At 38.4% G+C, this 26,401-nt stretch carries 39 protein-coding genes; 28 read left to right on the forward strand and 11 right to left on the reverse strand.

All coding sequences use genetic code 11. The features are described from left to right. Positions 1 to 24: 24 nt before the first annotated feature. The 26 genes from rpsS to rplQ all read left to right on the forward strand — a co-directional run bounded on the left by rpsS (position 25) and on the right by rplQ (position 12,376). A complete protein-coding gene (gene rpsS / locus CVP05_RS08480) occupies positions 25 to 300 on the forward strand; it encodes a 30S ribosomal protein S19 (protein ID WP_100289142.1) in 276 nt (91 codons plus the stop codon). 10 nt (positions 301 to 310) lie between these two features. Beyond that, a complete protein-coding gene (rplV, locus tag CVP05_RS08485) occupies positions 311 to 643 on the forward strand; it encodes a 50S ribosomal protein L22 (protein ID WP_012072223.1) in 333 nt (110 codons plus the stop codon). A gap of 17 nt (positions 644 to 660) precedes the next feature. Beyond that, a complete protein-coding gene (gene rpsC, locus CVP05_RS08490; RefSeq protein WP_100289143.1) occupies positions 661 to 1,368 on the forward strand; it encodes a 30S ribosomal protein S3 in 708 nt (235 codons plus the stop codon). Positions 1,369 to 1,381: 13 nt separating this feature from the next. Beyond that, positions 1,382 to 1,792 carry a 50S ribosomal protein L16 gene (rplP, locus tag CVP05_RS08495; RefSeq protein WP_100289144.1) on the forward strand — a complete coding sequence of 137 codons (411 nt, stop codon included), beginning with the start codon at positions 1,382 to 1,384 and terminating at the stop codon, positions 1,790 to 1,792. Next, positions 1,792 to 1,983: a 50S ribosomal protein L29 gene (gene rpmC / locus CVP05_RS08500; protein ID WP_100289145.1), complete on the forward strand. Its 192-nt coding sequence runs from the start codon at positions 1,792 to 1,794 to the stop codon at positions 1,981 to 1,983. Before rplP ends, rpmC begins: the two co-directional genes overlap by 1 nt. Then, complete coding sequence (rpsQ, locus tag CVP05_RS08505; RefSeq protein ID WP_100289146.1) at positions 1,983 to 2,240, forward strand: 30S ribosomal protein S17; 258 nt, start codon at positions 1,983 to 1,985, stop codon at positions 2,238 to 2,240. The genes rpmC and rpsQ overlap by 1 nt, the downstream gene beginning before the upstream one ends. A 191-nt stretch (positions 2,241 to 2,431) precedes the next feature. Next, complete coding sequence (locus CVP05_RS08510) at positions 2,432 to 2,644, forward strand: hypothetical protein (protein WP_100289147.1); 213 nt, start codon at positions 2,432 to 2,434, stop codon at positions 2,642 to 2,644. 1 nt (position 2,645) lies between these two features. Continuing rightward, positions 2,646 to 2,792 carry a hypothetical protein gene (locus CVP05_RS12650; RefSeq protein WP_165773146.1) on the forward strand — a complete coding sequence of 49 codons (147 nt, stop codon included), beginning with the start codon at positions 2,646 to 2,648 and terminating at the stop codon, positions 2,790 to 2,792. 488 nt (positions 2,793 to 3,280) lie between these two features. After that, positions 3,281 to 3,625, forward strand: a complete 345-nt coding sequence (locus CVP05_RS08515; protein ID WP_133118714.1) for a hypothetical protein — start codon at positions 3,281 to 3,283, stop codon at positions 3,623 to 3,625. A 205-nt stretch (positions 3,626 to 3,830) separates the two neighbouring features. Continuing rightward, complete coding sequence (gene rplN, locus CVP05_RS08520; RefSeq protein WP_100289149.1) at positions 3,831 to 4,202, forward strand: 50S ribosomal protein L14; 372 nt, start codon at positions 3,831 to 3,833, stop codon at positions 4,200 to 4,202. Between the two features lie 12 nt (positions 4,203 to 4,214). After that, a complete protein-coding gene (gene rplX, locus CVP05_RS08525; RefSeq protein WP_100289150.1) occupies positions 4,215 to 4,535 on the forward strand; it encodes a 50S ribosomal protein L24 in 321 nt (106 codons plus the stop codon). Positions 4,536 to 4,552: 17 nt separating this feature from the next. Further along, on the forward strand, positions 4,553 to 5,092 hold the full coding sequence (gene rplE / locus CVP05_RS08530; protein ID WP_100289151.1) for a 50S ribosomal protein L5: 540 nt from the start codon (positions 4,553 to 4,555) through the stop codon (positions 5,090 to 5,092). 12 nt (positions 5,093 to 5,104) lie between these two features. Further along, the gene (gene rpsN / locus CVP05_RS08535) at positions 5,105 to 5,410 is read left to right on the forward strand and encodes a 30S ribosomal protein S14 (RefSeq protein WP_100289152.1); all 306 of its coding nucleotides are present in this window, start codon (positions 5,105 to 5,107) and stop codon (positions 5,408 to 5,410) included. A 35-nt stretch (positions 5,411 to 5,445) separates the two neighbouring features. Next, positions 5,446 to 5,838, forward strand: a complete 393-nt coding sequence (rpsH, locus tag CVP05_RS08540) for a 30S ribosomal protein S8 (protein ID WP_100289153.1) — start codon at positions 5,446 to 5,448, stop codon at positions 5,836 to 5,838. A gap of 15 nt (positions 5,839 to 5,853) precedes the next feature. Continuing rightward, on the forward strand, positions 5,854 to 6,387 hold the full coding sequence (gene rplF / locus CVP05_RS08545) for a 50S ribosomal protein L6 (protein ID WP_100289154.1): 534 nt from the start codon (positions 5,854 to 5,856) through the stop codon (positions 6,385 to 6,387). A 13-nt stretch (positions 6,388 to 6,400) separates the two neighbouring features. Next, positions 6,401 to 6,754: a 50S ribosomal protein L18 gene (rplR, locus tag CVP05_RS08550; RefSeq protein ID WP_100289155.1), complete on the forward strand. Its 354-nt coding sequence runs from the start codon at positions 6,401 to 6,403 to the stop codon at positions 6,752 to 6,754. A 15-nt stretch (positions 6,755 to 6,769) separates the two neighbouring features. Beyond that, complete coding sequence (gene rpsE / locus CVP05_RS08555; protein WP_100289156.1) at positions 6,770 to 7,270, forward strand: 30S ribosomal protein S5; 501 nt, start codon at positions 6,770 to 6,772, stop codon at positions 7,268 to 7,270. A gap of 6 nt (positions 7,271 to 7,276) precedes the next feature. Continuing rightward, positions 7,277 to 7,456 carry a 50S ribosomal protein L30 gene (rpmD, locus tag CVP05_RS08560; protein WP_100289157.1) on the forward strand — a complete coding sequence of 60 codons (180 nt, stop codon included), beginning with the start codon at positions 7,277 to 7,279 and terminating at the stop codon, positions 7,454 to 7,456. A gap of 3 nt (positions 7,457 to 7,459) precedes the next feature. Beyond that, positions 7,460 to 7,894, forward strand: a complete 435-nt coding sequence (rplO, locus tag CVP05_RS08565) for a 50S ribosomal protein L15 (RefSeq protein ID WP_100289158.1) — start codon at positions 7,460 to 7,462, stop codon at positions 7,892 to 7,894. Positions 7,895 to 7,901: 7 nt separating this feature from the next. Further along, a complete protein-coding gene (secY, locus tag CVP05_RS08570; protein WP_100289159.1) occupies positions 7,902 to 9,227 on the forward strand; it encodes a preprotein translocase subunit SecY in 1,326 nt (441 codons plus the stop codon). A 30-nt stretch (positions 9,228 to 9,257) separates the two neighbouring features. Continuing rightward, complete coding sequence (gene rpmJ, locus CVP05_RS08575) at positions 9,258 to 9,371, forward strand: 50S ribosomal protein L36 (protein WP_005548767.1); 114 nt, start codon at positions 9,258 to 9,260, stop codon at positions 9,369 to 9,371. A gap of 136 nt (positions 9,372 to 9,507) precedes the next feature. Beyond that, on the forward strand, positions 9,508 to 9,864 hold the full coding sequence (gene rpsM / locus CVP05_RS08580) for a 30S ribosomal protein S13 (protein WP_100289160.1): 357 nt from the start codon (positions 9,508 to 9,510) through the stop codon (positions 9,862 to 9,864). A gap of 14 nt (positions 9,865 to 9,878) precedes the next feature. Further along, complete coding sequence (rpsK, locus tag CVP05_RS08585; protein ID WP_100289161.1) at positions 9,879 to 10,268, forward strand: 30S ribosomal protein S11; 390 nt, start codon at positions 9,879 to 9,881, stop codon at positions 10,266 to 10,268. A 30-nt stretch (positions 10,269 to 10,298) separates the two neighbouring features. Next, positions 10,299 to 10,919: a 30S ribosomal protein S4 gene (gene rpsD / locus CVP05_RS08590; protein ID WP_100289162.1), complete on the forward strand. Its 621-nt coding sequence runs from the start codon at positions 10,299 to 10,301 to the stop codon at positions 10,917 to 10,919. A 36-nt stretch (positions 10,920 to 10,955) separates the two neighbouring features. Further along, positions 10,956 to 11,945 carry a DNA-directed RNA polymerase subunit alpha gene (locus CVP05_RS08595; RefSeq protein WP_100289163.1) on the forward strand — a complete coding sequence of 330 codons (990 nt, stop codon included), beginning with the start codon at positions 10,956 to 10,958 and terminating at the stop codon, positions 11,943 to 11,945. A 41-nt stretch (positions 11,946 to 11,986) separates the two neighbouring features. After that, complete coding sequence (rplQ, locus tag CVP05_RS08600) at positions 11,987 to 12,376, forward strand: 50S ribosomal protein L17 (protein ID WP_100289164.1); 390 nt, start codon at positions 11,987 to 11,989, stop codon at positions 12,374 to 12,376. An 83-nt stretch (positions 12,377 to 12,459) separates the two neighbouring features. Here the strand turns inward: rplQ and CVP05_RS08605 are convergent, their stop codons facing one another. The 9 genes from CVP05_RS08605 to yihU form a co-directional block, all read right to left on the reverse strand. Then, positions 12,460 to 13,512 (reverse strand): TRAP transporter substrate-binding protein, encoded by a 1,053-nt coding sequence (locus CVP05_RS08605; protein WP_100289165.1) that lies wholly within the window; start codon positions 13,510 to 13,512, stop codon positions 12,460 to 12,462. 26 nt (positions 13,513 to 13,538) lie between these two features. After that, on the reverse strand, positions 13,539 to 14,828 hold the full coding sequence (locus CVP05_RS08610) for a TRAP transporter large permease (RefSeq protein WP_100289166.1): 1,290 nt from the start codon (positions 14,826 to 14,828) through the stop codon (positions 13,539 to 13,541). A 12-nt stretch (positions 14,829 to 14,840) separates the two neighbouring features. Next, complete coding sequence (locus CVP05_RS08615; RefSeq protein WP_100289167.1) at positions 14,841 to 15,356, reverse strand: TRAP transporter small permease; 516 nt, start codon at positions 15,354 to 15,356, stop codon at positions 14,841 to 14,843. Between the two features lie 159 nt (positions 15,357 to 15,515). Further along, positions 15,516 to 16,259 (reverse strand): sulfite exporter TauE/SafE family protein, encoded by a 744-nt coding sequence (locus CVP05_RS08620; protein WP_100289168.1) that lies wholly within the window; start codon positions 16,257 to 16,259, stop codon positions 15,516 to 15,518. 21 nt (positions 16,260 to 16,280) lie between these two features. Then, positions 16,281 to 17,336 (reverse strand): aldose epimerase family protein, encoded by a 1,056-nt coding sequence (locus CVP05_RS08625; RefSeq protein WP_100289169.1) that lies wholly within the window; start codon positions 17,334 to 17,336, stop codon positions 16,281 to 16,283. Between the two features lie 72 nt (positions 17,337 to 17,408). Further along, positions 17,409 to 18,650, reverse strand: coding sequence for an AGE family epimerase/isomerase (locus CVP05_RS08630; protein WP_100289170.1), 1,242 nt, complete (start codon positions 18,648 to 18,650; stop codon positions 17,409 to 17,411). Between the two features lie 37 nt (positions 18,651 to 18,687). Then, positions 18,688 to 20,706 carry an alpha-glucosidase gene (locus CVP05_RS08635; protein WP_100289171.1) on the reverse strand — a complete coding sequence of 673 codons (2,019 nt, stop codon included), beginning with the start codon at positions 20,704 to 20,706 and terminating at the stop codon, positions 18,688 to 18,690. 63 nt (positions 20,707 to 20,769) lie between these two features. Further along, positions 20,770 to 21,639, reverse strand: a complete 870-nt coding sequence (locus CVP05_RS08640; RefSeq protein ID WP_100289172.1) for an aldolase — start codon at positions 21,637 to 21,639, stop codon at positions 20,770 to 20,772. Between the two features lie 22 nt (positions 21,640 to 21,661). Then, positions 21,662 to 22,546 (reverse strand): sulfolactaldehyde 3-reductase, encoded by an 885-nt coding sequence (yihU, locus tag CVP05_RS08645; protein ID WP_100289173.1) that lies wholly within the window; start codon positions 22,544 to 22,546, stop codon positions 21,662 to 21,664. 153 nt (positions 22,547 to 22,699) lie between these two features. Between yihU and CVP05_RS08650 the strand changes: the two genes are divergently transcribed. Continuing rightward, the gene (locus CVP05_RS08650; protein ID WP_100289174.1) at positions 22,700 to 23,602 is read left to right on the forward strand and encodes a PfkB family carbohydrate kinase; all 903 of its coding nucleotides are present in this window, start codon (positions 22,700 to 22,702) and stop codon (positions 23,600 to 23,602) included. A 48-nt stretch (positions 23,603 to 23,650) separates the two neighbouring features. After that, complete coding sequence (locus tag CVP05_RS08655; protein ID WP_100289175.1) at positions 23,651 to 24,430, forward strand: DeoR/GlpR family DNA-binding transcription regulator; 780 nt, start codon at positions 23,651 to 23,653, stop codon at positions 24,428 to 24,430. On the opposite strand, the gene CVP05_RS08660 is transcribed toward CVP05_RS08655, so the two are convergent. Together CVP05_RS08660 and rbsK are read right to left on the reverse strand one after the other, a co-directional pair. After that, positions 24,425 to 25,420: a substrate-binding domain-containing protein gene (locus tag CVP05_RS08660; RefSeq protein ID WP_100289176.1), complete on the reverse strand. Its 996-nt coding sequence runs from the start codon at positions 25,418 to 25,420 to the stop codon at positions 24,425 to 24,427. The genes CVP05_RS08655 and CVP05_RS08660 overlap by 6 nt on opposite strands. A 20-nt stretch (positions 25,421 to 25,440) precedes the next feature. Beyond that, positions 25,441 to 26,358 carry a ribokinase gene (gene rbsK / locus CVP05_RS08665; protein WP_100289177.1) on the reverse strand — a complete coding sequence of 306 codons (918 nt, stop codon included), beginning with the start codon at positions 26,356 to 26,358 and terminating at the stop codon, positions 25,441 to 25,443. Between the last annotated feature and the right edge of the window lie 43 nt (positions 26,359 to 26,401).

The following is a 26,401-nucleotide window of genomic DNA, read 5'->3' on the forward strand; positions in this document are numbered from 1 at the left end:
TTTTTAATTAAAAGAGGATAAGCCATGCCACGTTCTCTCAAGAAAGGTCCTTTCCTTGACCTACACTTGTTGAAGAAGGTAGAGAAAGCGGTGGAAAGCGGGGATAAAAAGCCAATTAAGACTTGGTCCCGTCGTTCAATGATCATTCCATCAATGATTGGATTGACCATCGCTGTCCATAATGGTCGTCAGCACGTTCCTGTATTTATTTCTGATGAAATGATCGGTCATAAATTAGGTGAATTTGCACCGACTCGTACTTACCGCGGTCACGCTGCGGATAAGAAAGCTAAGAAGTAAGGGGTAAAAGATGGAAACTATTGCTAAACATCGTTACGCTCGCACTTCAGCGCAAAAAGCTCGCTTAGTTGCGGATTTAATCCGTGGCAAGAAAGTAGCAGCTGCATTAGAGATTTTGACTTATACTAATAAAAAAGCTGCGGCTTTAGTAAAAAAAGTTTTAGAATCTGCTATTGCGAATGCTGAGCATAATGACGGTGCAGATATCGATGATCTTAAAGTTGCGAAGATTTTCGTTGATGAAGGTCCAAGCATGAAACGTGTTATGCCACGTGCTAAAGGTCGTGCAGATCGTATTTTAAAACGTACAAGCCACATCACTGTGGTTGTGTCAGATCGTTAATCGTAGAGGAATAGCAAATGGGTCAAAAAGTACATCCACATGGTATTCGCCTAGGTATTGTTAAGCCTTGGAGCTCTACTTGGTTCGCGAATACACAAGACTTCGCTGATAATTTAGAAGGCGATTTCAAAGTACGTAAGTTCTTAAATAAAGAGTTAGCGAATGCTTCTGTTTCACGCATCACAATTGAGCGTCCAGCAAAAAGTATCCGCGTAACTATTCACACAGCTCGTCCAGGTATCGTAATCGGTAAGAAAGGCGAAGATGTTGAAAAATTGCGTAATGCTGTTGCAAAAATTGCAGGTGTTCCAGCGCAAATCAATATTGCTGAAGTGAAAAAACCTGAATTAGATGCAAAATTGGTTGCAGATAGTATTGCTTCTCAACTTGAGCGTCGTGTGATGTTCCGTCGTGCGATGAAAAAAGCTGTACAAAACGCAATGCGTTTAGGAGCTAAAGGTATCAAAGTTGAAGTAAGCGGTCGTTTAGGCGGCGCAGAAATTGCACGTTCAGAATGGTATCGTGAAGGTCGAGTACCTCTACATACACTTCGTGCAGACATCGATTATAGCACTGCTGAAGCTCATACTACTTACGGCGTTATCGGCGTTAAAGTATGGATCTTCAAAGGTGAGATTTTAGGTGGTATGGCTGCAATTGCACAACAACCAGAACAACAACCTGCCGCGCCTAAAAAGGCACCTCGCGGTAAAGGTCGTAAGTAAGGAGAACGGCTAAATGTTGCAACCAAAACGTACAAAATTCCGCAAAGTCCACAAAGGTCGTAACCGTGGTATTGCAGGTGGTACAGAAGTTAGCTTCGGTACCTTTGGTTTAAAAGCTGTTGGTCGTGGTCGTTTAACTGCGCGTCAAATTGAAGCCGCTCGTCGTGCGATGACTCGTGCTGTTAAACGTCAAGGTAAAATCTGGATCCGTGTGTTCCCAGATAAACCAATTACTGAAAAACCATTAGAAGTCCGTATGGGTAAAGGTAAAGGTAACGTTGAGTACTGGGTAGCCTTAATCCAACCGGGTAAAGTGTTATATGAAATGGACGGTGTATCTGAAGAAATCGCGCGTAATGCATTCGCATTAGCTGCGGCTAAGCTTCCGATTAAAACAACGTTCGTAACTAAGACGGTGATGTAATGAAAGCTCAAGAACTACGTACAAAAAGTGTTGAAGAGCTGAATGCTGAATTGGTTAACTTGTTAGGTGAGCAATTCAAGTTGCGTATGCAAGCAGCCACCGGTCAGCTTCAACAAACCCATCAGTTAAAACAAGTGCGCCGTCAAATCGCACAAGTGAAAACTGTATTAACCGAAAAGGCGGGTGAGTAATGACTGATAAAATTCGTACCGTACAAGGTCGTGTGATCAGTGACAAAATGGATAAATCATTCACAATCGCAATTGAGCGTTTCGTGAAACACCCTCTTTATGGTAAGTTTATCCGTCGTACTACGAAATTACACGTACACGATGAAAACAACGAAGCAAAAGTAGGTGATATTGTTGAAATTAAGGAATGTCGTCCTGTTTCAAAAACAAAATCACACACTTTAGTTCGTGTTGTTGAAAAAGCAGTAATCGCTTAATCAACAAAACCTATTTAAATGCCCTCGTTTTCGAGGGCATTTTTCTTTTTATTTCTTATTAATTTCTTTCCAAAATTGATCGTTTTCATTTAGCTTAAATTTTATTCAAAGGTAAAGGAGTATACTCCTTTTAGTTGTTATTGACATAACAACTAAAACATATTGAATTAATTTTAGAGGAGTAATAAATCATGAGTTTTTTGAATACTGTTGGCACAATAGCAAAATCTGCTTTAAATTCAATGAACGAATACAATGCAGAAATGCAGGCTTTGAAACAAGAGATGGAGGCAAAATCAAGTAGTGAATTAAGAGATATTGTAAAGAATACAGGCTTTTTTGGATCTTCTGATAAACAAAGAAAAATGGCTTATATAGTATTAAAACAACGTGGAGAGGTTTAATTTGTCAGGGACTATTAAATTGCCACATACTTGTCCTAAGTGCGGTGAAGTGGCTAAAACCGCAGCGGAATTACAAGAAAAATTTGGTATTCGTACTACAAGTGATAAAGTAGCAACGAATCAAAGTTGGTGTAAAAAATGTCGCTAAGGCATTATAATTTCCAAGAGAAAAATATTTATCTGACCGCACTTTGTAAAAAGTGCGGTTTTTTTCATCTTATTTCCACAGCTTGTAATTTCTATCAATCATTGATGCAATCCATTTCCTGTTATTGACTTAGCTTGTAAAAATAGTTAGTCTATGTGCGTTGTTATATCAAATGATAAACAATAATCATCATGTCAACGTAAAACTTAGCTTACATTTTGCTATTCGAGTTTCAGCTCGGCCGACTGACATATTTATTCTTTAAGAATGATATTGTTAATATGTTGGAGGTCATCTGAGCGTTATTAACCATTCTTCTTAAGAATACTAATTAAATGGTTTACTTTGATGACGGTCATTTTTAAATGATCGTGGCAGTAAATCCATACAAAATTTTAGAACCTAAATAAATGAATAACCAATAAATAGTTAAAAAGGATTAATATATGAAGAATGCGTTATGTGCACTAGGTTTGATGGGAGCTGTTATGGCTTTACCGGCAGTGGCAAATGATGTCACTTGGGACGAGGTAAAAGGGATCAGTTTTCCTGAGATAAAATATAGCCAATTTTGTGAGGAACCAGCACAGTACCATGACAAGATAGTTTCGATTGCAGCTGATGACTATGGACGAGTCTCCAATCAAGTGAAGGAAGCAACTTATGTAGCGAACATGTTGGTAGAGACGTGTTCCCATCCGCAATTTGGCGAGAGTGATAATTTTTGTCAAGCGCTTGATCAGGCGCCCAAAAAATTACGTGAGAATATGAGCGTGATTTGTAATATGAATGTTACTGAAGTGGTGAGAATGATTTATGTAAACAGCTTATAAGCGACAATTATGTAGACATCATTAGAAAGACCGCGCTGTGTCAACAAAAGTGCGGTCTTTTTCTTGCCATTTCTAGCGAAAAGAATTTGTAAAAATCAGTTGTTTTCCATCATGTCTTTATGATAGAATTCGCCCCTGCTTATCCTATATTGGTAAGTAGATTCGTCCCGAAAGGGTGTTTTTTAAATTTTAGCGGAGCACTAATATGATCCAAGAACAGACTATGCTGGATGTTGCTGATAATTCAGGAGCTCGTAGCGTAATGTGTATCAAGGTTCTAGGTGGATCGCACCGTCGTTACGCTGCTATTGGCGATATCATCAAAGTTACTGTAAAAGAAGCAATTCCACGCGGTAAAGTTAAAAAAGGTGATGTGTTAAAAGCGGTTGTGGTGCGCACCAAGAAGGGTGTTCGTCGCCCAGATGGCGCAGTAATTCGCTTCGATGGCAACGCTTGTGTAATGTTAAATAACAATACCGAGCAACCAATCGGAACACGTATCTTCGGACCGGTGACTCGTGAACTTCGTTCTGAGAAGTTTATGAAGATCATTTCTTTGGCTCCAGAAGTGCTGTAAGGAGAGAAGAAAATGGCTGCAAAAATCCGTCAAAACGATGAAGTTATCATGATTACTGGTAGCACAGAAAAAGGCAAAGGTAAGCGTGGTAAAGTACAAAAAGTATTACCGAATGGTAAAGTAATTGTTGAAGGTTTAAATATCATTACTAAACATGAAAAACCAGTGCCAGCATTAGGCAAAGCAGGTGGTTTAGTGAAGAAAGAAGCACCGATTGATGTATCAAACGTGGCAATTTTTAACCCAGAAACAAACAAAGCTGACCGTGTAGGTTTCCGATTTGAAGATGGTAAAAAAGTACGTTTCTTCAAATCAACTGGTAAAACAATTTAATTAACTGGAGTAATGCGATGGCGAAACTGCATGATTACTACAGAGATACAGTAGTCAATGAATTGAAATCAAAATTCAACTACAAATCTGTCATGCAAGTCCCACGAATCGAAAAGATAACCCTGAATATGGGTGTGGGTGAAGCATTGACCGATAAGAAGTTGCTAGATAATGCAGTAGCAGATTTAGCAGCAATTAGCGGTCAAAAACCATTAGTAACTAAAGCTCGTAAATCTGTTGCAGGCTTTAAAATCCGTCAGGGATATCCAATCGGTTGTAAAGTGACCCTACGCGGTGAGCGTATGTGGGAATTTTTAGAACGATTAATTGCAATTGCTGTTCCTCGTATCCGTGACTTCCGTGGTTTAAGCGCGAAGTCTTTCGACGGTCGTGGTAACTATAGCATGGGTGTGCGTGAGCAAATCATCTTCCCTGAGATCGATTATGATAAAGTGGATCGTGTGCGTGGTTTAGATATTACTATTACTACTAGCGCGAAAAGTGATGAAGAAGGTCAAGCACTACTTGCTGCCTTTAACTTCCCATTCCGTAAATAAGGCAGGTTATAAATGGCTAAACAATCAATGAAAGAGCGCGATTTAAAACGTGCTAAATTAGCTGAAAAATTCTATGCAAAACGCATTGAATTAAAGAAAATTATTTCAGATGTCAATGCCTCTGATGAAGATCGTTGGAATGCCGTATTAAAGTTACAAACTTTACCACGTGATTCTAGCCCAAGTCGTCAGCGTAACCGTTGCCGCCAAACAGGACGTCCTCACGGAGTTCTTCGTAAGTTTGGTTTAAGCCGTATTAAGGTTCGTGAAGCCGCTATGCGTGGTGAAATTCCTGGCCTTAAGAAAGCTAGCTGGTAATTTACCACTTTATTTTGGAATCGGAGTAAAAGCAAATGAGCATGCAAGATCCAATCGCAGATATGTTGACCCGTATTCGTAACGGTCAAGCTGCGAACAAAGTTGCGATTAGTATGCCTTCATCCAAGCTAAAAGTGGCAATCGCCAATGTATTAGCTGAAGAAGGTTATATCGAAAGCGTTAAAGTTTTAGAGGGCTCAAAGCCTGAGTTGGAAATTACATTAAAATATTTCCAAGGAAAACCTGTTGTAGAAAGTATCCAACGCGTGAGCCGCCCTGGTCTTCGTATTTATAAACGTAAAGACGAATTACCAAAAATTATGGGTGGATTAGGTATCGCTGTAGTTTCTACATCAAAAGGTGTGATGACTGACCGTGCCGCTCGTCAAGCGGGTTTAGGCGGTGAGATTATCTGTTACGTAGCTTAATAGAGAGGTAGGATAATGTCTCGAGTTGCAAAAGCACCCGTTAATATTCCTGCCGGCGTAGAGGTAAAACTCAACGGTCAGCTATTAACGGTAAAAGGTAAAAATGGCGAATTATCTCGCGAAATTCATAATGCAGTTGAAGTAAAACAAGATAACGGTGCATTAACATTCTCTCCACGTGAAGGGATTGTAGGTGCTGATGCTCAAGCAGGAACTGCTCGTGCATTAGTAAATGCGATGGTTATTGGTGTTACTGAAGGCTTCACTAAGAAGTTACAATTAGTTGGGGTTGGTTACAGAGCACAAGTTAAAGGTAACGTTGTTTCTTTAGCATTAGGCTTTTCACACCCTATAGAGCATACTTTACCAGCAGGAATTACTGCGGAATGTCCATCTCAAACCGAAATCGTGTTGAAAGGTGCTGACAAGCAAGTTATTGGTCAAGTTGCTGCAGACATTCGTGCTTATCGCCGCCCTGAACCTTATAAAGGTAAAGGTGTACGTTACGCTGATGAAGTGGTACGTACAAAAGAGGCTAAGAAGAAATAATTAAGGTAACACTATGGATAAGAAATCAGCTCGTATCCGTCGTGCAGCGCGTGCACGTCATATGATGAGAGAGCAAGGCGTAACCCGTTTAGTGGTTCACCGTACTCCACGTCATATCTACGCACAAGTGATTGCACCAAACGGTTCTGAAGTGCTTGCCGCTGCTTCAACTGTTGAAAAAGTAATTAGTGAGCAAGTTAAGTATACTGGAAATAAAGATGCTGCTGCAGTAGTTGGTAAAATTATTGCTGAGCGTGCATTAGCGAAAGGCGTAAAAGACGTAGCTTTCGATCGTTCCGGTTTTAAATATCATGGTCGTGTCCAATCTTTAGCGGACGCTGCCCGTGAAGCTGGTCTACAGTTCTAATAGAGGTAATTTTAGATGGCAAACATCGAAAAACAAGCTGGTGAACTGCAAGAGAAGCTAATCGCGGTAAACCGTGTATCAAAAACTGTAAAAGGTGGTCGTATCATGAGCTTCACTGCGTTAACCGTAGTTGGCGATGGTAATGGTCGTGTAGGTTTTGGTTATGGTAAAGCGCGCGAAGTTCCGGCAGCGATCCAAAAAGCGATGGAAAAAGCACGTCGCAATATGATTAACGTAGCGTTAAACGAAGGTACTTTACAACATCCTGTTAAAGGTACTCATACTGGTTCTCGCGTATTTATGCAACCAGCAAGCGAAGGTACAGGTATCATCGCGGGTGGTGCAATGCGTGCAGTATTAGAAGTTGCAGGTGTGCGTAACGTTCTTTCTAAAGCATACGGTTCAACTAACCCAATCAACGTTGTTCGTGCAACTATTGATGCATTAGCAAATATGAAGTCACCAGAAATGGTTGCCGCTAAACGTGGTAAGACTGTTGATGAAATTTTGGGGTAATTGATTATGGCAAAAACTATTAAAGTAACACAAACTCGTAGCTCGATTGCTCGTTTACCAAAACACAAAGCAACATTGCGTGGTTTAGGTCTTCGCCATATTCGTCATACTGTTGAGTTAATTGATACCCCAGCGGTACGCGGTATGATTAACCAAGTTTCATACATGGTTAAAGTGGAGGAGTAATAGATGCGTTTAAATACTCTATCTCCGGCTGAAGGCGCCAAGCATAGTGCTAAACGTCTAGGTCGTGGTATCGGCTCTGGTTTAGGTAAAACTGGTGGTCGTGGTCATAAAGGTCAAAAATCTCGTACCGGTGGCGGTGTTCGTCGTGGTTTCGAGGGTGGTCAAATGCCTTTATACCGTCGTTTACCAAAATTTGGTTTTACATCGTTAAAATCAGCAGTTACTGCTGAAGTACGTTTAAATGATTTAACCAAAGTTGAAGGAAATGTAGTCACTTTAGAGTCACTCAAAGCAGCAAATTTAATCACTAAAAACATTCAGTTTGTTAAAGTTATTTTAGCAGGTGAAGTGAAAGGTGCAGTTGTTGTTCGTGGTTTGCGTGTAACTAAAGGCGCTAAAGCAGCTATCGAAGCTGCCGGCGGTTCAATTGAGGAATAATTAACAAATGGCTAAGCAACCAGGTTATCAAAATAGAAGCACACAAAACGGCACTGGTGAATTAAAACGCAGATTATTGTTTGTGTTAGGTGCATTAATCGTTTTTCGTATTGGTTCTTTCATTCCGGTTCCTGGTATTGATGCAGCTGTTTTAGCTCAGTTAATTGACCAACAAAAAGGCACCATCATTGATATGTTTAACATGTTCTCTGGTGGTGCGTTAAGCCGAGCGTCAATTTTTGCATTAGGTATCATGCCATATATCTCGGCATCGATTATTATTCAATTATTGACAACGGTACATCCTGCTTTATCCGAGTTGAAGAAAGAAGGTGAGGCTGGTCGTCGTAAAATTAGCAAATACACTCGTTATTCAACGTTAGTATTAGCGACAGTACAGGCGATCGGAATTTCAACCGGTTTACCGAATATGTTACCTGGACTTGTTCCTAACTTAGGTTTCGGTTTCTATTTTACCGCAGTAATTAGCTTAGTCACGGGAACAATGTTCTTGATGTGGTTAGGCGAACAAATTACAGAACGTGGTATTGGTAACGGTATTTCTTTGATTATTTTTGCTGGTATTGTGGCAGGTTTACCATCAGCAATTGGTCAGACTATTGAGCAGGCTCGTCAAGGGCAAATGCATCTATTAGTTCTCATATTGATTGCCGTTATTGTCTTTGCAGTAACTTTCTTTGTCGTTTTTGTTGAAAGAGGACAGAGAAGAATTAAAGTTGAATATGCTAAACGTCAACAAGGTCGTCAAATCTTAGGTGGTCATAGCAGTCATTTACCATTAAAAGTGAATATGGCAGGTGTTATTCCCGCAATTTTTGCTTCAAGTATTATTTTGTTTCCTGCGACGATTACCCAATGGTTTGGACAAGGTTCTAGTGCGGATTGGTTAACAGATTTATCTTTGTTATTAGCACCAGGACAGCCTTTATATCTTGTATTATATGCAGTAGCAATTATCTTCTTTAGCTTCTTTTATACTGCGATGCAATACAATCCTCGTGATACCGCAGATAATTTGAAAAAATCTGGTGCATTCGTACCCGGAATCAGACCAGGTGAGCAAACATCGCGTTATATTGATAAAATTATGACTCGACTTACCTTAATTGGTGGTTTGTATATTACGTTTGTATGTTTGATTCCTTACATTATGATGTCAGCGTGGAATGTTCAATTCTATTTTGGTGGAACATCTTTACTGATCGTCGTGGTTGTAATTATGGATTTCATCGCTCAGGTTCAAAGTCATTTGATGTCGACTCAATATGAATCTGCGTTGAAAAAAGCAAACCTAAAAGGTTTTGGACAATAATTAATTGTCTTTTAAGAAAAGGGATAAGCAATGAAAGTTCGTGCTTCCGTTAAGAAATTATGTCGTAACTGTAAAATTGTGAAACGTGAAGGTGTTGTACGCGTATTGTGTTCAGACCCTAAACATAAACAACGTCAAGGTTAAGAAATATTTTTCTTGCAAAGAACCAGCTGAGTAGTTATACTGCTCAGCTCATTTATGTCCTGATATACTGTTTGAGTATCCTGAAACGGGCTTTTCAAGATCAGTATATCAATTAGTTAAAAAATAGGAGTGCATAGTGGCCCGTATTGCAGGCATTAACATTCCTGATCATAAACACACTGTGATCGCATTAACTGCTATTTACGGTATCGGTAAAACTCGTGCAAAAAGTATTTGTGCTGCAACGGGAATTGCTGAAGATGTTAAGATCAGTGAATTGTCTGAAGAGCAGATTGATAAACTGCGTGACGAAGTTGGTAAATTTACCGTTGAAGGTGACTTACGTCGTGAAGTAACACTTAACATTAAACGTCTTTTAGACTTAGGATGTTATCGTGGTTTACGTCATCGTCGTAGTTTACCGGTACGTGGTCAACGTACTAAAACTAACGCGCGTACCCGTAAGGGTCCTCGTAAACCGATCAAGAAATAGTCGGGGTAAATTAAATGGCTAAAACACCAGTTCGCGCACGTAAGCGTGTTAAAAAACAAATCGTAGATGGCGTGGCTCATATTCATGCATCTTTCAATAATACAATCGTTACTATTACTGACCGTCAAGGCAATGCTCTAGCATGGGCAACTGCAGGTGGCTCAGGTTTCCGCGGTTCTCGTAAATCAACTCCGTTTGCAGCGCAAGTTGCAGCTGAACGTTGTGCTGAAGTTGTAAAAGAATTCGGCTTAAAGAACTTGGAAGTTATGGTTAAAGGGCCAGGCCCTGGTCGCGAGTCAACTATTCGTGCATTAAATGCTGCGGGTTTCCGTATTACGAATATTACTGATGTGACTCCGATTCCTCATAACGGTTGTCGTCCACCGAAAAAACGTCGTGTTTAATCACGTCTATAGGATAGTTGGAGAAAGAAAATGGCAAGATATTTGGGTCCTAAGCTCAAGCTAAGCCGTCGTGAAGGTACTGACTTATTTCTTAAGTCTGGTGTCCGCGCGATTGATTCAAAATGTAAAATTGATACAGCGCCTGGTCAACATGGTGCTCGTAAACTGCGTTTGTCTGATTATGGTAGCCAATTACGTGAGAAACAAAAAGTTCGTCGTATTTATGGCATCTTAGAACGTCAATTTCGTAACTACTATAAAGAAGCAAACCGTTTAAAAGGTAACACAGGTGAGAACCTATTAGTGTTATTGGAAGGTAGATTGGATAACGTTGTTTATCGCATGGGCTTTGCTGCAACTCGTGCTGAAGCTCGCCAATTGGTGAGTCATAAAGCGATTGTTGTAAATGGTCGTGTTGTGAATATTCCATCTTTCCAAGTTTCAGTTGATGATATTATTGCTGTGCGCGAGAAATCGAAAAAACAAGCGCGTATTAAAGCATCATTGGAATTAGCAGAGCAAAGAGAAAAACCGACATGGTTAGATGTAGATGCGGCTAAAATGGAAGGTGTGTTCAAACGTGTTCCTGAACGTTCTGATTTATCAGCAGATATTAACGAACATCTGATCGTCGAGCTTTACTCTAAATAATAGTTAAAGCTTTTAGAGCAGCAAAGAGAGGATAAAATGCAGGGTTCTGTTACAGAATTTTTAAAGCCACACTTAGTTGATATTGAGCAAATTAGCTCAACTCATGCTAAAGTGATCTTAGAACCGTTAGAGCGTGGCTTTGGGCACACGCTAGGTAATGCATTGCGTCGTATTCTTTTATCTTCAATGCCGGGTTGTGCGGTTACTGAAGTTGAAATTGATGGCGTGTTGCATGAATACAGCAGTAAAGAAGGTGTTCAAGAAGATATTCTTGAAGTACTTCTGAACTTAAAAGGTCTAGCGGTTAAAGTGCAAAATAAAGATGATGTGTTTCTGACATTGAGCAAATCTGGCATTGGCCCTGTTGTTGCAGCCGATATTATCCATGATGGTGATGTCGAAATTGTAAATCCTGAGCATGTTATTTGTCATCTGACAGATGAAAACGCATCAATTAAAATGCGTATTCGAGTGCAACGTGGTAGAGGTTATGTACCTGCTTCTGCGCGCGCACATGCTCAAGATGAAGAGCGTCCAATTGGTCGTTTATTAGTTGACGCTTGTTATAGCCCAGTTGACCGTATTGCTTACAATGTTGAAGCAGCGCGTGTTGAACAACGCACTGACTTAGATAAGTTAGTGATTGAGCTAGAAACAAACGGTACTATCGATCCTGAAGATGCAATTCGCCGAGCAGCAACAATTTTAGCAGAGCAACTTGATGCATTCGTTGATTTGCGTGATGTTCGTCAACCTGAAGTTAAGGAAGAGAAACCAGAATTCGATCCGATTCTGTTACGTCCTGTTGATGACTTAGAGTTGACAGTGCGTTCTGCTAACTGTTTGAAGGCAGAAACAATTCATTATATCGGTGACTTGGTACAACGTACTGAAGTTGAGTTACTTAAAACCCCTAATTTGGGTAAAAAATCGCTTACTGAGATTAAAGATGTGCTCGCTTCACGCGGATTGTCACTTGGTATGCGCCTTGAGAATTGGCCACCAGCAAGTATTGCTGAAGACTAGTTTGGTCATAGGTTAAAGATTTTTCTGAGAAGGATAAGGTCATGCGCCATCGTAAGAGTGGTCGTCAACTAAACCGTAATAGCAGTCATCGCCAAGCGATGTTCCGTAATATGGCAAGTTCATTGGTGACACATGAAATCATCAAAACAACATTGCCTAAAGCGAAAGAATTACGCCGTGTAGTTGAACCGTTAATTACTTTAGCAAAAGTTGATAGCGTCGCTAATCGTCGTTTAGCTTTTGCACGTACTCGTAGCATTGAAACTGTTGCGAAATTATTCAATGAATTAGGCCCACGTTTTGCAAATCGTGCAGGTGGTTACACTCGCATCTTAAAATGTGGTTTCCGTGCAGGCGATAATGCACCAATGGCATACATTGAGCTAGTTGATCGTCCAGAAGTTGTAGAAGAAGCAGCTGTAGCGGAATAATTGCTCATTGTTTTAAAGATAAGATTAAAAGCCCACATTTATATGTGGGCTTTTGTTTTATGATCACATGGTCAGCTATAGCGCTACTTTAAAGCTGTTTTATCTTCCTCATCTATTTTATTTTCACAGTGTTTTATTTGGTCTTCAAACTTATTTAGCCATGTCTTTTCTTCTGCTGTGGCAGAGGCAAGATAATTGTCACGTACAGTGCTAGCAGCTTTTTTAAAATCAGTTTTTTCTTGTTCTGTTGGATAGTAGACTTTTCCGCCAGCTTTTTTAAATGCATCGTAAGCTTCGAACTCTTTCCATTTTGGGTAGGCTCTTAGATATTGATTTTGAGCAGTAATGGCATTAATGATTACCTTTTTAAGATCTTCAGGTAATGAATTAAATTTGTCATTATTCATTACCCAAGCGCCCCCCATATAAGCATGTCCGTCTAAAATAATATGTTTTAAACTTTCATGAAATTTCATTTGTACGATATCAACAATGCCATTTTTTGTTCCATCAACCATACCTGTCGATAGTGCGGTATATACTTCTGGCCATGCAATTGGTGTTGGGGCGCCACCTAAAGTTTTGACTAATTCTTGTTGAATTGGTGCTGGTACAGTTCTTAATTTTAATCCTTTAACATCTGAAGGTGTGTGAACTACTTTTTTGGTTGTCGCAATATTACGCCATCCTCCAGAATTAGAAATCATCATTAATCTTAAATTTTGAGTATTTTTAAGTATGTTTTCTCGAATATTAGATAGTAAATTACTATCATCATAAACACATTCAGCTACGCGATCATTAGGTAATTGATAAGGTAAATCAAAGCCTTCTAGTGGCTTCCAGTAATAGGCTAGTTCGGGAACTGTAGTCTGAAAATAATCAAACATCCCAGCTTGAACACCAGCTAAACATTCTTTAGCATTGCCGCATAATTGTCCACTCGGGTAAATTTCAACTTCAATTTTTCCATTAGAATGTGCTTCGGCAATATTTTTGAAGACAAGTAGTGATTGGTAATTATAACTATCTGTATTAGTTACAATTGGGACAGTTAATTTATACTCTGCTGCTTGAGAGATTGCGCTAGTGCCCATTAATAATGTACTAATTAAAACAATATTTTTAATTCTCATATTTATCTCCTTGTAAGATAGTAAATTTACATTAATCCTAGAACTTGCGGTAAGCCTGTAACTAATGGAGGAAAAAAGGATATTAGGAAAATAATGACAAATTCAATAAATAAAAATGGAAGAATTGCTTTAGATATTTTTTGTAGTGGCACGCCAGATACGCCTGAAGCAACAAATAAAACTAATCCCATAGGTGGTGTTGCCAATCCAATAGATAAATTAGATACCATAACTACACCAAAATGAACAGGATCAATGCCTACATTCGTCATAATTGGTGCTAATATAGGAGCGAAAATCAAAATAGCCGGACCTGCATCTAGAAACATACCTATGATAAACAGGAATATATTAACAATAAAAAACAGCATATATTTATTATCAGTAATTGAGTATAAGAAGCTAGTGATTTCACGGGCTATACCAGAAAGGCTTACTGCAGAAGCAAAACCACTAGCAGCAGCGACAATTATTAAAATAGCAGCGGCATTTACACTTACTCGAACAAACATGGGCATTACATCTTTTAATTTTAAGTTTTTCATTATCCAAACGGATAAAACAAGTGCATAAAATACGGCAACAGCCGCTGCTTCTGTTGGTGTAAATATTCCTCCGTAAATTCCCCCTAAAATAATGACTGGAGTTAATAATGGTAAAATTGCCATTTTTAATCCGGCACAACGTTCTTCCGTTGTGGCTTTTTCAAATTGTTCTACTTCAGGGTACTTTCTCATTTCTAGCCTATTAACTAGCATTAATCCTATACAAAGGATTATTCCTGGTATAACCCCTCCTATAAACATGGCTGCTACAGATGTATTCATGACAAATGCATAAATAAGCATAATACCGCTAGGAGGAATAATTGTGCCTAATACGGTTGCTGCTGCAGTTAATGCTGCTGCATAAGTACGGTCGTATTTATAACGTTCCATCTCCGGAATAAGCATATTCCCAATCGCTGATGTTGCAGCAACGGATGAGCCGGTAAGTGCTCCAAATAATGTCGCAGCAAGAATGACAACATGTCCTAATCCTCCTTTTAAATGTCTTACCATTGTTTGAGAAAAGGTAATAATGCGGCTTGTAATACCGCCATTTACCATAAATTCACCAGCTAGCATAAAAAATGGTAATGCGAGTAAAAGAAAGCTATCCAAACCAGAATAAAGCCGTTGATATAACATATTGATGAACAATATTTTGTCATCCTGAAATAATGCAATTGCAGGGGATAACCCTAATGCAAATAAAACAGGTACGCCGATAAGTAGAAAAATTAGGAAATATAAAATAAAAATAGGAGAAACCATGATAATCCTCTCTTATTTAGCTTTAAGTGATTGGTAATGTGTGAGCTGATTTAATTCTTTTACAATTTTCTGAAGAATAGACAAGCATGTCACAGCAAATAGTACGGGGGGAACAATATAAATATAATACATTTTGAATGGTAAACTATTTGCCATGACATTCCCTTTTAGGAAAAATAGCCAACCAAAATAGATCCAAACGATAAAGAGTAATAGAGATAATAGATGAATTGTTAACATTAGTAGGTGATATATTTTTTTACCTTGTATTTTTTCGGTAAGAAAAGTCATTGCTATATTTCGATCTTCTAAATAAATCAAAGGCATACATAAATATGTCATGTATATCATGAGGTATGTAGATAATTCATCACTCCAGCTTAACGGTATGTGTAATAAATACCGGAAGAATACTTGTAAGAGAACGACAATAGTCATTACAGCTAATAAGAACCCTGCTATTTTTTTTCCAAAATTTGCAATAGGGTTGTTTATTTTTATGAGTGCTTGTTCTAATGCGTTTAACATTATTACCTCCATTCATGTTATATATGTCGTTAATGTAACATATAAAATGTATTTAAACTGTGATTATTGTCACAATTGGAATATTTAATGTTCATTTGTTTTCGATTTTATTCTAAATTTTACATCTCGAAGCAACGATTTGACAGATAATTATTTTATTTATGTGAATAGAATGCTCTTAATGATTAATATGCCGCCAACGATAAGAAGAATGGAATAAATGATCCTATGATAGTTAATAGAATATTTATTTAATAACTGGTATATGAACATACCTAAATATAACCCTATAATAAATAAAGGAATTGTTTTTATTACATAAAGAAGAACATCATTTGTTAATAGACCTTTAGACCAAAAACCACTAATTGCACCTATCATTTGAAGCATAAAAAAACAGACTAATGTAGATTTTGTTTGATCCTTGTTTAATGGTAGCATTGATGTATAGGCAATGACTGGCGGGCCAGGCTCACCAACACTTGCACCTAATGCCCCAGAGCAAAAACCTACAAATAGGCTTAGAGAATTTGAAGAGGATTTAAAAAGTACTTTTTGAGAATATAAAGAATATAAACTTGCAAAGATTAATACAATTCCCATGAGCATCAAGATAATTTGGGGGGATAACTGTTTTAATAAATCTGCGCCTAAATAAGAACCTGGTAAGGAACCGATAAATAATACAATAGCAATTCTCCATTGAATATGTGCTCGCATTTTCCAAACAATTGGAAAAGTCACTAACCAACCAAAAATCCCCGCAATAGGGACTGCAAGTTTTACATCAATAAATAATGATAGTAAAGGAACAGAAATAAGGGCTAACCCAAAACCGGTTAATCCTTGTGTAAAACTTCCTAGAGCAATAATTATTGCAATGATAATAGTGAGCATGTCCATGATATATCCCTTAATTTGTCATTAATGAATACTTAATTGATGAATTGTTTTGTGTGAGTATCTTTCCCCTGGATTTAATTGTGTCGTCGGAAAATGGGCATAATTAGGGCTATTTGGGAAATGTTGTGTTTCAAAGCAAATTCCGGAAAAAGATTCATATTTGTAACTATCACGACCAATCCAATTTTTATTGGATAGTTTAGAGCCATTATAGATTTGAATGGCTGGTTGAGTTGTGATGACTGACATAAATCTGCCACTTATAGGCTCATAGAGTTCAGCTGCTAGGTGATAAGTATCATCAAAATATTCCTTTCTTAGAATAAAGTTATGATCGATTTCATGCCGAGGTAATTTGTTCATATTGTTAGATAATAAGGTTGCTTGAGTAAAGTCTAGAGGAGTATCTGATAATTTTAATATTTCTCCAGTGGGAATGAGATTATCATTGGTAGGTGTATAAAAATCTGCAAAAACTTTTAAGATGTGTCCTTCAATAGTTCCTTTATTATGACCTAATAAATTGTAATAACTGTGATTAGTAAGATTAATTATGGTTGGTTTATCGGTAATGGCATTGAAATAAAAGTGAACCTGATTGTTTTCGTCTAAACCAATACTATGTGTCATCATTAAATTTCCTGGGTAACCTGCTTCACCATCACAAGAAACCCGATGAAAGTGAATCATAATCATAGTTTCCGTTTGTTCAATATCATAACCCCAAATAAATTTATCAAATCCTTTCTTTCCACCGTGTAAATGTTGTTGAGTTGCTAACTCATTTTTCTCTAATTGATATTTTTGCTGATTAAGATGAAAAACTCCATCTGCAATACGATTAGCAAATCGTCCGGCAATCGCACCAAAAAAAGGATGTCCTTGTAAATATTGTTCTAAAGTATCATAACCCAAAACAATATCATCAATATGTCCTGTGCGATCAGGCATTGTTATTGATGTGACGATACAGCCGTAATTAGTAATACTCATTGTGAAATTTTGAGCATTTTTTAATGTAATAAGATCAACAGGGTGTTTATCTACTTGGCCGAATTTTCTGATAAGGATGTCCATATGTTTCACCTATGTCACAATAGAAAATGAGAGTCCTCTAAACAAGAACTCTCAATAGATTGATATATTTAATTACTGCACATTATGGTCTAATAATCCAAGTGCAAGTGCCGGCGCAAGACCTGGAGTTAATGGCAATCTTGGAATCACTAAACAATGCATTAAATGGTAAATATCTTGTTTACCGTCCCATACTTTACTGGATGCCTTGTTACTTGTATCTAACTCTTGCCACCAAGAACCAGTTTCATAATCCATCAAATATTCACGGCAATAATCCCAAAATTCTTGATAATATTTTTCATATTGTGTATCGCCTGTTGCGACATAAAGTGCATACGCAGTACCCATAGCTTCAACAATCACCCAACGGATACGTTCCCTCACTACCGGTTGTCCATTCCAATCAACGGTGTAAACAAAACCTTCAGCGCCATCAACAGACCAAGCATCACGCACACCTGCTGCAAATAGATTTTTAGCATCGTCTAATAACCACTCCGGTACATCTGCATTAATTGAAATTAATGTCGCGCGAAGATGTAACATTAATCGTCCCCATTCCACCCAATGTCCAGGAGTGCCGCCATAAGCACGGAAATGGCTTGCCGGATTATTTTGGTTATAATCTAAAATAGGTTTCCAATTAGAATCAAAATGTTCATTTACACGATAATTATTATTTCTGGCAACATCGTGAATAATGACAGAGGCAATACGTACAGCGCGATCTAACCATTTTTTATCTTTCGTCACATCATAAACAATAAGAAATGCTTCTACGGCGTGCATATTGGCATTACCACCACGATAATCTTCAGTTGTGGTAAATGTTTCATCCCAAGATTCCAAACACATTTGTTCAGATTCGCTCCAGAAATATTTCTCAATAACTTCAATGGCATCATCTAATAATTGACGAGCTTTTGGATGACCCGTAGTGACAGCACTTGCAGCACCGAGTAAAACAAAGAAATGTTGATAACCCTGTTTAGAGGCATCAATAACGCCCTTGTCATTCACATTGGCATACCAACCACCGTATTTTTTATCCCGTAATGCACCATTGAGCGAATTAATGCCGTGTTCTACCAATTTGTATGCACCAGGTCTGCCCATTAAGGCAGCTAATGAATAAACATGTAGCATACGAGCCGTAATCCAAAGCTGGGTTCCCATTTCTTTTCGAATATTACCGTTATTGCCAATCCAACCAAAACCTGTAGGAACAACAGATTTTCTGCCGAATTCAAAAATACGATCTGTCTCTTGTTCTAACCAACGATTATGTGCTTTTGTATTAATCCATTTCATGAAATCACCCCATAGTTCTAGAAATATCAAATATTAATTATGATGAAATACTCGGAATTGCAGTAAATAATTCAGCCCATTGACTATTTTTACGATAAAACAGAGGTGGCTGACCAATTGGTGCGGGTACAGTAATATACTGCCCTCCTTGAATTTCTTGTTGGTTCCAAACATTTATCCAAGTTTCTTGTGCCGGTAAATAAACTGTCCACTCGGTTACACCTTGTTTATGTACAGGAGAAACTAGTAAATCTGCACCATACATATATTGATCTTGGATATCATAAGTATTTTTATCTTGTTCAAAATGAACGAATAGAGGACGTTGTACTGGATAGCCTTTTTCACTGGCTTCATTGACCAAATGTTTTAAATAAGGCGTCAAATGACGATAAATTCTAGTCATTCTGGCTAAATGAGCGATCGTACTCACATCTTGATCAAACTGGAAATTTTCATCCGGACGATTACCTTCGTGAGTGCGCATCATCGGTGTAAATGTTGCCATATCAACCCAACGTTCAAACACTTCTTTAGTCCGTCGATTACCGAATAAACTGGTATATCCACCAATATCGCTATGATGATAAGCATTACCCAATAAACCTGATGATAGTGCACCGCAAATCACTGTATTCAAACCGTCATGACGAGAAAAATCGACACATTGGTCGCCAGCCCAAAGCATAGGACAATATTTCTGTGTCCCGGTAAATCCTGCTCGCATAAAGAACATAATTTCACCAGTTAAGCCTTTTTCAGCAATCGCTTCAGCATTTACACTCGCCCATAGTGGCGGCCATGCATTGTGCATGAGTTTGGCATCAATGCCATTATGTAAATAGAGATCATTAGTTGGAAGATATTCACCGAAATCCGCCATCCAGCCGGATACACCGAGATCAAGCATATTTTTTTGAATGATCTCTTTTTTTACCCATTCCCTCGTTTCAGGGTTGGTAAAATCCAATACACCACAATTAAACTCACCAAAATCGACTAATGCCACTTCACCTTGTTTATTTACTGCGAATAAATTTTTTGCTTTTGCGATGGGATAGAGTTCCCCGTCTTCACATAAATACGGGCTGACATAAGCAAGAAAACGAATATTACGTTCCCGTAATGACTTAATTTTATTATCTAAATTTGGATAACGTTTTTTACTCCATTTCCAGTCCCAAAATAACCGTTTACCGAAAGAAGTTTGTCTAATTCCTGCCCAATCTTCACACCAAATACCAGCAACCGACACGCCCTGCGCAATCGCATGTTCCATACGAGAAAAAGAATTTTCTTCCCCGCCTTTTAACCCTAAAATCACACCGTTATAAATCCATTCAGGTAATTTAGGTTGGCGTCCGAAGCGTAAACTTAATTTTTCAATTAATTCTAAGAACGAAAGTGCGGTATAAATTTCAAGAGATTTTGGAATTTCCCAAATTTGTAGTTCATGATAATCGGGATGGCGAAAATCAAAATCCGCATAGGAAGTGCTATTCACATGACAAGCATAATATTGAGAAGAAATGAAAGTTGGTTGAGGATAATTGGTATGGTAATAATCCCCACCTGCCTTATTATGTTTATCAGATAAAAATGTGATTTCTGTCGTTTTATCTCGTCCAACTCCGGGTTCTGATGTCCATAATGGGAAATGTCTGCCACGCAGGTTAAAATAAGACATCTGTTCACCACAACCCCATACTTTATCTTCTTGCTGTGCCGCTAAACGAATCCAAAAACGGTTAAGCTGTGGATTTTGTTGTTCAATAAACAGTTGTGAATCTTGAGGGGATAATGAATCTAATCGAATGATTAATTGGGTTGAGGTCATCGCATCATAAGCAAGATGAATTTCATTATCTATAACCTTGCTATATTTTAGTGGAATTCGTTCAACAACAGAATCTTCAATAGAAAAATTACCACGATAAATATCTATTTTTTCATTCCCAATCCCCACAAAAAAAGCAGGATTAAAACTTGTATGAGTCAATAACACTTGTTCATTTTGAATAATTTGAAAACCATGATCTATTTGGTTTAATTTCATTTTCCACCTCATTAATTCAATAAAAATTAGTATTCACTAAAGCGTAGGTGAATATTCACAGCACTATTTGGATGCCATTATTTCATCAACAATTGTGCCTAAATGTTGTAAGCGAGGAACGGAAATATCTTTGAGCATCAATTCAGTATCGGGTAATCCAATAACAGAAGACCATACAGCCCGTCCCGCTAAAAAACCTGAAGCACCGGCTTGCATGGCTATCCTTACAGAACGGCAGAATAAATTGGCATCAACACCTGATGATAAAATGACCCATGGCATATTGATTTGATCATTTAATTTTTGAGCGGCACTTAATAGCTCTGCTGAATTCCCTTTACCAAATAACGGCATTTCACCTTTATAAAGATCTGCACCTGAATCGCCTAATTCTTTTGCGGCAGCTAAAATAGCCTGTTCGCGATCAAATTTATCCCCGACTCTTGGTGGACGAACAACAGGTTCAATAATACTCACCAATCCAGCTGAATGACAAATTTGGTTAAATTCTTTAACCATTTCCAAGCGCTGTTCAGGATCTTCGTCTTGTCGCCATAAAACAAGTAGTTTTAATGCCTTAGCACCATTTTCTCTTGCTTTATGCGGGTCAATCTCGGTATCGATACAAACGCTATCAACTGGAATACCATTGCCAGGAATAAATTTATCCGCAGCTACGATCATTGCTGAATTTGGTGCGATGGCTTTTTGCTCTACAATTTGCTTATAACAAAATTGATTATCCACTAAAACACCTGAGGCATAAGGAGAAAGGATTTTCGCGGCATTTACTTTAAAATTCGTTAAATCCTGATCCTCGTGCTTCATTCCAGCTGCGGTAAACATCAGTCTAAGTGCTTCACGTTGATCTACTGCCAACATGGCAAATCCGCCTGAAGGGCGAGCAATATCTTTAACAGTATAATTTTCCATAATGATGTCCTCTGTAATAATATTATTTTGTCAAACCTGAACAAAAACGAACATGCTCTAAAATAGCTGTCCAGTCTTGTTTACCTCGTCCCATCGCTCTAGCTTGGCTATATAGTTCTCGTGAGGCTGCTCCCATGGCTAAGGGCACATGTAATTGATTGGCGACATCAAGAGCAATACCGAGATCTTTATGTGCTAAATCAATCATAAAGGCAGGAGATAAATCCCCTTTCAACACTTTATTCGGCCAAGTTGTAGTAAAATGCCCTTTATTCGCAGGTGTTCCTTGCATAACCCGCATCGCAATGTCAAAAGGTAAATCTAACGCTTCACAAAGCGTTGCGGTTTCTGCAGACAGTGCATTAAGCGAAATACTCATAAAATTGTTAATGAGCTTTACTCTAATTCCGTGTCCAGGCCCGCCGGTATTAATAATCTCAGACCCCATACATAACAAAATATCTGAAGCTTTGGCTATTTGTTCATCAGTACCGCCAGCTAAAATTAGTAAGGTACCTGCAATAGCATTATCTGAGGTACGACCTACCGGTGCATCCATGAACTGAATGTCTAACGCGTTTAATTTTTCTCTGATTTGATCGCTTTCAAATGGATGAATCGTTGACATATCAATCACTAACGCATTCGGTGCGATTGCATTTACAAATCCTTGTTCGCCAAAAATAACGTGTTCCACTAATTTTCCGTTAGGCAACATAGTAATAATAAATTCACAGCCTTGTACCACTTCATTAAGCGTTGGTGATGAAGCCGCACCTAGTGCTGTCAATTTTTCAATGGCCGCTAGGTTAATATCATAAACGGAGACTTCATGCCCTTTTTTAAGCAAATTTGTAGCCATAGGTGAGCCCATTTGCCCTAAACCGATAAACGCGATTTTTGCCATATTTATGTCCTATTTGGTGTTTGTTTTGATTCGTTTATTTTCGTTTTATATATTATTTGTAATTTTTGTTATTGTAAAGTGACATGGATCACATTTTAAAAAATAAAAATGAAGTAGAATGTGACGTATTAAAAATAAAAGAGGATAGATAATATGAAAATTGCCTGTGTTGGAATTGCTGTTCAAGATCGTATTTATTATGTGGAAAATATGCCTGAGCAAAGTGGGAAATTTATTGCGAATGATTATAAAGATATTGGAGGAGGGCCAGCAGCAACAGCAGCGGTTGCGATTGCTAAGCTTGCAGGACGTGTCGATTTTATTGGCCGCGTTGGAGATGATGAGGTAGGAAAAACTATTTTAGAAGAATTAGAGCGCTATGGTGTAAATACGGATTTTGTTAAAGTTTATCAAAATGCGAAATCATCACAGTCAGCTATTGTGGTGGATAAAAATGGGGAGAGACTTATTATTAACTACCCAAGCCCTGATTTATTGGCAGATGTAAAATGGCTACAGCAGATTGATTTTTCTCAATATGATGTCATTTTGTGTGATGTCCGTTGGCATGAAGGGGCTCAATATGCTTTGGAACAAGGAAAAAGATTTAATATACCTACTGTTTTAGATGCAGATGTTACTCCACAAGATATTAAGCCTCTTGTGAGATTAGCGACATATTCAGTATTTTCCGAACCTGGATTAAAAAAGATGCTACCTTTTGCTGCAGATAATGTTGAGGCTATAAAACAGGCATCACAGGTGTGTGGTGGATATGCTTGCGTGACGTTAGGGAGTCAGGGGTGTATATGGACAGAAAATGATCTACTCTGTGAACAGAGCGGATTTCAAATCGAAGTAGTTGATACAACAGGCGCTGGTGATGTATTTCATGGTGCATTTGCTTTTGGTATAGCTCAAAAAAACTCATTAGCGGAAACTATTTTATTTGCGAATGCTGTAGCTGCATTAAAATGCACCAAACAAGGGGGAAGAGAGGGAATACCCCACGCAGAACAAGTGTACAAATTTATTACTCAAAATCAAACTTCGTAGTACAATTAGCTATAATTTATTGCTGTTAAATAATAAAAAGGAGATAGCATGAGTTATATCGGTCTGACGGGAAATCCAAGACAAGATAAATTAATCTCATTAGTGATGGCTAATGGTTATATTAGTAATGAGGAGTTAGCGGCTAATTTAGGCGTGACCACTCAGACGATTAGGCGTGATATTAGAAGTCTTAGTGAACAAGGTTTAGTTTCTCGACATCACGGAGGCGCAGGAAGAGTATCAAGTATTGTAAATACTGAGTTCTCAATTAGAGAAACAACACATATTAAAGAAAAAACAGCAATTGCGAAACAAATCGCAGAATACATTCCAGACGGATCCACATTGTTTATTACTATTGGCACAACAGTTGAATTTATTGCCAAAGCTTTAGAAACGAAAAGTAATTTGAGGATTATAACTAATAGTCATCGTGTCGCGAATATTTTATATCAGAATAAAAATTTTGAGGTTATAACTGTTGGAGGTATTTTACGTGCTCATAATGGTGGAATTATTGGGCCTGATGTCATCTCGTTTATTAATAATTTTAGAGCAGATTATTTAATTACGAGTTTGGGAGCGATTACCGCAGATGGTGTATTGCTAGATTTTGATATTAATGAAGTGGCGGTAGTGAAAGCTATGCTAGATCATTCAAGAAATAAAATACTTGCGATTGATCACACAAAATTTCATACATCTGCAGCGGTTGAGCTAGGTTCTTTAGCTACAATTTCGGCAATATTTACCGATTGTCCTCCGCCTAATTCTATTATGAAGATTATAAAAGAGAATAAAATAGAGTTACATGTTGCAGAGCTATAGCATTGCAATAGACCCTCTCTCTACCAACTGTGGTTTTAATACCAAAGTACGATAATTTTCTATTGGTTTTTTTATTCGTTCAAGTAAGGTTTCTACGGCTAATTTACCCAGTTCTGTTTTCGGTTGATGAATTGTGCTGAGAGGGGGGGACATATATTGAGCGAGATGGATATCATCATAACCGATAATGGAAATATCTTGTGGGATTGATAATCCCTGTTGCCAAGCGGTGTGATAGGCGCCAAAAGCAATGGTGTCGCTACAGGCAAAAACAGCAGTCGGTCGATGCGGTTGAGATAAAAGTTGTGCCATGCCTTTTATTCCGCCTTCAAAATGAAAATGGCTTTCAATGATCCAATTCGGGTTGAGGGGGAGGTGATGTTCAGCGAGTGCTTTTTTGTATCCATTTAATCGGTTTTGAGCGATAGATTTGGTGAGATTACCCGTGATAATGCCAATTTGGGTATGCCCATGTTTGATAAGGGTTTTGGTCGCTAAATAACCGCCATATTCGGCATCTTCAAAAATTTTATCTGCGTTGAGTTCTGTGGGCCACCAATCCATAATGACCATCGGTAGGGGAAGATTGATTGGATTGCCTGCTGGGAAAGTGGATTCTGAACACATTAATAATAAGCCATCAATTTTCTTTTGGACTAGTGTGTCCACATTTTGTTGTAAACGTTCTTCGTTTCCGTAGGTATTTGAAATAATCAAGTTGTAGTGATGTTGGTTGCAATAACTTTCTACGCCACTGATCACTTCGTAGAAAAAGGGGTTATCTGTTGCGGTCACTAACATACCGATGGTTTTGGTTTCTTTGATTTTAAGGCTGCGGGCTAAAGCGGAAGGGGTGTAATTTAATTGTGTCACCACTGCCATGACTTTTTCTTTAATTTCGTCGCTGACATAGCGTGAATTATTGATCACGTGGGAAACCGTTGAGGTAGAAACCTGTGCTAGCCTTGCAATATCTTTCATCGTTGCCATGTTACTACCTCCTATATGGTCTAAAGTGCGGTTAAAAATGCCAAAGTTTCTTTGCGTGTTGGAATAGATGGCTGTGCACCTTGTCGAGTGACGCTTATGGCCGCTGCAGCATGAGCAAAATGAATGGCCTCATCAACCGATTTATTTTCTAATAATGCGGTAACAAATGCGCCATTAAATGTGTCGCCTGCTGCGGTGGTATCTTGAGCTTGTACTCGAAAGCCAGGCACTATTTTACTGTGTGTACCATCGCTATAAAAGACACCTTTTGAACCTAGTGTGATCAACACAGTTTTAATGCCTTTTTGGTGAAAAACATTTGCAGATTCTACCGCACTTTTTTCATCAGTGACTTTTATGCCGGTGAGAATTTCTGCTTCGGTTTCATTAGGCGTAATGATATCAATATGTTGCAATAATTCATCCGGTAATTGTTGTGCTGGGGCAGGGTTCAGTACGACTTTGGTATGATGTTGTTGAGCGAGTTTCGCTGCCTCAATAATCGCAGGTAGAGGGGTTTCTAGTTGCATTAATAAGCAATCTGCTTGTTGAATTTCTTGTGTGAAGTTTGCCATGAGCGCCTGATCTAAATGACGATTTGCACCAGCGGCAATAACAATACTATTTTCACCACTTTGCGCCACTTGGATCATGGCGATACCGGTCATTTCATTTTTTATCGTTGTAATCGCTGAAGTGTCAATGCCATCTTGTTCAAAAGCCTGCTTCATGGTTTTGCCGATGTCATCATCTCCAATACAGGCAATAAAATTCACTTTTGCTCCCAAGCGTGCGGCAGCGACAGCTTGATTTGCACCTTTTCCCCCATAGGCAATGTGATAATTTGAACCAGTCAAGGTTTCACCTGGTGTCACAAAGTGAGGAACGGAAATAACATGATCAGCATTTATGCTGCCTAGCACCGTTAACGTTTTCATAGACTATACCTCATATTATCGGGCGGAACGGATTTCCGCCCGG

It is taken from the genome of Conservatibacter flavescens, from assembly GCF_002795425.1.
Taxonomy (GTDB): Bacteria; Pseudomonadota; Gammaproteobacteria; order Enterobacterales; family Pasteurellaceae; genus Conservatibacter; species Conservatibacter flavescens.

Coding starts and splice junctions, on each gene's coding strand:
- rpsS (WP_100289142.1), top strand. CDS start 25: ATGCCACGTTCTCTCAAGAAAGGTCCTTTCCTTGACCTACACTTGTTG.
- rplV (WP_012072223.1), top strand. CDS start 311: ATGGAAACTATTGCTAAACATCGTTACGCTCGCACTTCAGCGCAAAAA.
- rpsC (WP_100289143.1), top strand. CDS start 661: ATGGGTCAAAAAGTACATCCACATGGTATTCGCCTAGGTATTGTTAAG.
- rplP (WP_100289144.1), top strand. CDS start 1,382: ATGTTGCAACCAAAACGTACAAAATTCCGCAAAGTCCACAAAGGTCGT.
- rpmC (WP_100289145.1), top strand. CDS start 1,792: ATGAAAGCTCAAGAACTACGTACAAAAAGTGTTGAAGAGCTGAATGCT.
- rpsQ (WP_100289146.1), top strand. CDS start 1,983: ATGACTGATAAAATTCGTACCGTACAAGGTCGTGTGATCAGTGACAAA.
- CVP05_RS08510 (WP_100289147.1), top strand. CDS start 2,432: ATGAGTTTTTTGAATACTGTTGGCACAATAGCAAAATCTGCTTTAAAT.
- CVP05_RS08515 (WP_133118714.1), top strand. CDS start 3,281: ATGGCTTTACCGGCAGTGGCAAATGATGTCACTTGGGACGAGGTAAAA.
- rplN (WP_100289149.1), top strand. CDS start 3,831: ATGATCCAAGAACAGACTATGCTGGATGTTGCTGATAATTCAGGAGCT.
- rplX (WP_100289150.1), top strand. CDS start 4,215: ATGGCTGCAAAAATCCGTCAAAACGATGAAGTTATCATGATTACTGGT.
- rplE (WP_100289151.1), top strand. CDS start 4,553: ATGGCGAAACTGCATGATTACTACAGAGATACAGTAGTCAATGAATTG.
- rpsN (WP_100289152.1), top strand. CDS start 5,105: ATGGCTAAACAATCAATGAAAGAGCGCGATTTAAAACGTGCTAAATTA.
- rpsH (WP_100289153.1), top strand. CDS start 5,446: ATGAGCATGCAAGATCCAATCGCAGATATGTTGACCCGTATTCGTAAC.
- rplF (WP_100289154.1), top strand. CDS start 5,854: ATGTCTCGAGTTGCAAAAGCACCCGTTAATATTCCTGCCGGCGTAGAG.
- rplR (WP_100289155.1), top strand. CDS start 6,401: ATGGATAAGAAATCAGCTCGTATCCGTCGTGCAGCGCGTGCACGTCAT.
- rpsE (WP_100289156.1), top strand. CDS start 6,770: ATGGCAAACATCGAAAAACAAGCTGGTGAACTGCAAGAGAAGCTAATC.
- rpmD (WP_100289157.1), top strand. CDS start 7,277: ATGGCAAAAACTATTAAAGTAACACAAACTCGTAGCTCGATTGCTCGT.
- rplO (WP_100289158.1), top strand. CDS start 7,460: ATGCGTTTAAATACTCTATCTCCGGCTGAAGGCGCCAAGCATAGTGCT.
- secY (WP_100289159.1), top strand. CDS start 7,902: ATGGCTAAGCAACCAGGTTATCAAAATAGAAGCACACAAAACGGCACT.
- rpmJ (WP_005548767.1), top strand. CDS start 9,258: ATGAAAGTTCGTGCTTCCGTTAAGAAATTATGTCGTAACTGTAAAATT.
- rpsK (WP_100289161.1), top strand. CDS start 9,879: ATGGCTAAAACACCAGTTCGCGCACGTAAGCGTGTTAAAAAACAAATC.
- rpsD (WP_100289162.1), top strand. CDS start 10,299: ATGGCAAGATATTTGGGTCCTAAGCTCAAGCTAAGCCGTCGTGAAGGT.
- CVP05_RS08595 (WP_100289163.1), top strand. CDS start 10,956: ATGCAGGGTTCTGTTACAGAATTTTTAAAGCCACACTTAGTTGATATT.
- rplQ (WP_100289164.1), top strand. CDS start 11,987: ATGCGCCATCGTAAGAGTGGTCGTCAACTAAACCGTAATAGCAGTCAT.
- CVP05_RS08605 (WP_100289165.1), bottom strand. CDS start 13,512: ATGAGAATTAAAAATATTGTTTTAATTAGTACATTATTAATGGGCACT.
- CVP05_RS08610 (WP_100289166.1), bottom strand. CDS start 14,828: ATGGTTTCTCCTATTTTTATTTTATATTTCCTAATTTTTCTACTTATC.
- CVP05_RS08615 (WP_100289167.1), bottom strand. CDS start 15,356: ATGTTAAACGCATTAGAACAAGCACTCATAAAAATAAACAACCCTATT.
- CVP05_RS08620 (WP_100289168.1), bottom strand. CDS start 16,259: ATGGACATGCTCACTATTATCATTGCAATAATTATTGCTCTAGGAAGT.
- CVP05_RS08625 (WP_100289169.1), bottom strand. CDS start 17,336: ATGGACATCCTTATCAGAAAATTCGGCCAAGTAGATAAACACCCTGTT.
- CVP05_RS08630 (WP_100289170.1), bottom strand. CDS start 18,650: ATGAAATGGATTAATACAAAAGCACATAATCGTTGGTTAGAACAAGAG.
- CVP05_RS08635 (WP_100289171.1), bottom strand. CDS start 20,706: ATGAAATTAAACCAAATAGATCATGGTTTTCAAATTATTCAAAATGAA.
- CVP05_RS08640 (WP_100289172.1), bottom strand. CDS start 21,639: ATGGAAAATTATACTGTTAAAGATATTGCTCGCCCTTCAGGCGGATTT.
- yihU (WP_100289173.1), bottom strand. CDS start 22,546: ATGGCAAAAATCGCGTTTATCGGTTTAGGGCAAATGGGCTCACCTATG.
- CVP05_RS08650 (WP_100289174.1), top strand. CDS start 22,700: ATGAAAATTGCCTGTGTTGGAATTGCTGTTCAAGATCGTATTTATTAT.
- CVP05_RS08655 (WP_100289175.1), top strand. CDS start 23,651: ATGAGTTATATCGGTCTGACGGGAAATCCAAGACAAGATAAATTAATC.
- CVP05_RS08660 (WP_100289176.1), bottom strand. CDS start 25,420: ATGGCAACGATGAAAGATATTGCAAGGCTAGCACAGGTTTCTACCTCA.
- rbsK (WP_100289177.1), bottom strand. CDS start 26,358: ATGAAAACGTTAACGGTGCTAGGCAGCATAAATGCTGATCATGTTATT.